Source organism: Legionella waltersii (assembly GCF_001468085.1).
Lineage (GTDB): Bacteria > Pseudomonadota > Gammaproteobacteria > Legionellales > Legionellaceae > Legionella > Legionella waltersii.
This window is the reverse complement of record NZ_LNZB01000057.1, coordinates 1-1292: the sequence shown is the minus strand read 5'-3', so window position 1 is coordinate 1292 and position 1292 is coordinate 1. Positions and strand designations below refer to the sequence as shown.

Genomic DNA, 1292 nt, shown 5'->3' with positions numbered 1-1292 from the left:
TACTCTTAATGAGTGGTTGTTAGTGTGCGGGGATTTTATGGCTTGGGAATTCGATGGCATGAACGATTTCAGCAACAGAGCACTGTCTGATGTTTTGATAGGCTTTAAGCTCTAATACAGCTAACATCTTGATGACTTCCATACTATGCAACATGAATAACTCATATTGTGCAACAATTGTTCAATTATACCTATTTTTTATTAAGGTATTATTAAACAATCGCTAGGATATTTTTTTAAGAAAAACCAGTGGCATTTTATTGTTTAAAATGCCACTAACACTTAAGTGTTCAGGCTGTTGATTTTCTCAGTGAGAAATGTCTCGGTGTGAGTGGGGGATTCAGGGCTAAAAAAGCACCACTTTCTGAAGGGATTGCGGTGCTCTTTGATGGTTTGTTTATGTTCTTCTAACAAGGTACTCATTACCTCCCGGAGCTTTTGTTTTGAGTTTGCATTATCCACTTGCTCAAGGTTTTCACAGAGTTGTTTGAGCATCTTAATTTTTTCTTGAGGGCATTTTTTCAATCCAAACCAGCTGAATTCATTGCTCAGCGTTTTTATGTGGAGCTCTATTGCCATTTTCAGGCGATATTTTTCGCTGTTGCAGATAACGGGTTTGGGGACAGTGGTCAGGAGGTTCTGGTTGTTTCGATACCCCACACCACAGGCAAAGAGCGCTGGCTCGCCGAAGCTGTCGCAGCCAAAGACAAAAGTGTTACTCAAACTTGCGACGACACCCTCCAGTGAGTTGAGGTCTTGAGGAAGCTTGACGGACTGCAGGCTGGTCTGGTTGTTTCGATACCCCAGCCCCAGTTGGCCAAAGTTGTTCCATCCACAGGCAAAGAGGAGTGGCTTTTTATTGCTATCACGGCCAAAGACAAGGGTGTGGAGAGCACCTGCGGCGACACCCTCCAGTGAATTGAGGCCTTCAGGAAGATTTACTGGCTGCAGGCTGCTCTGCGCATATTGATGCCCAAGCCCCAGTTGGCCACAATTGTTATCTCCACAGGCAAAGAGCAGTGGTTTTCCGAGGCTGTCGCGTCCAAAGACAAGGGTGTGGCCCGCACCTGCGACGACACCCTCCAGTGAGCTGATTTCTTTGGGAATCTCAAGGCGCTGCAAGCTGCTCTGTTTCTTATGATGCCCGAGCCCCAGTTGGCCTGAATCGTTTTCTCCACAGGCAAAGAGCAGTAGCTTGCCCAATCTGTCGCGGCCCAAGACAAGGGTATGGTTTGCACCTGCGACGACACCCTCCAGTGAATTGAGGTCTTTAGGAAGCTCAAGGCGCTGCA

Annotated in this window: 2 protein-coding genes; both read right to left on the bottom strand. The window is 46.7% G+C overall.

Annotated features, from left to right (window positions below):
• Positions 1 to 19: 19 nt before the first annotated feature.
• Complete coding sequence (locus Lwal_RS18055; RefSeq protein WP_269458301.1) at positions 20 to 154, bottom strand: hypothetical protein; 135 nt, start codon at positions 152 to 154, stop codon at positions 20 to 22.
• Between the two features lie 128 nt (positions 155 to 282).
• Positions 283 to 1292 (bottom strand): RCC1 domain-containing protein (locus Lwal_RS13220; protein WP_420798169.1); only part of this gene is annotated, 1010 nt, incomplete at its 5' end.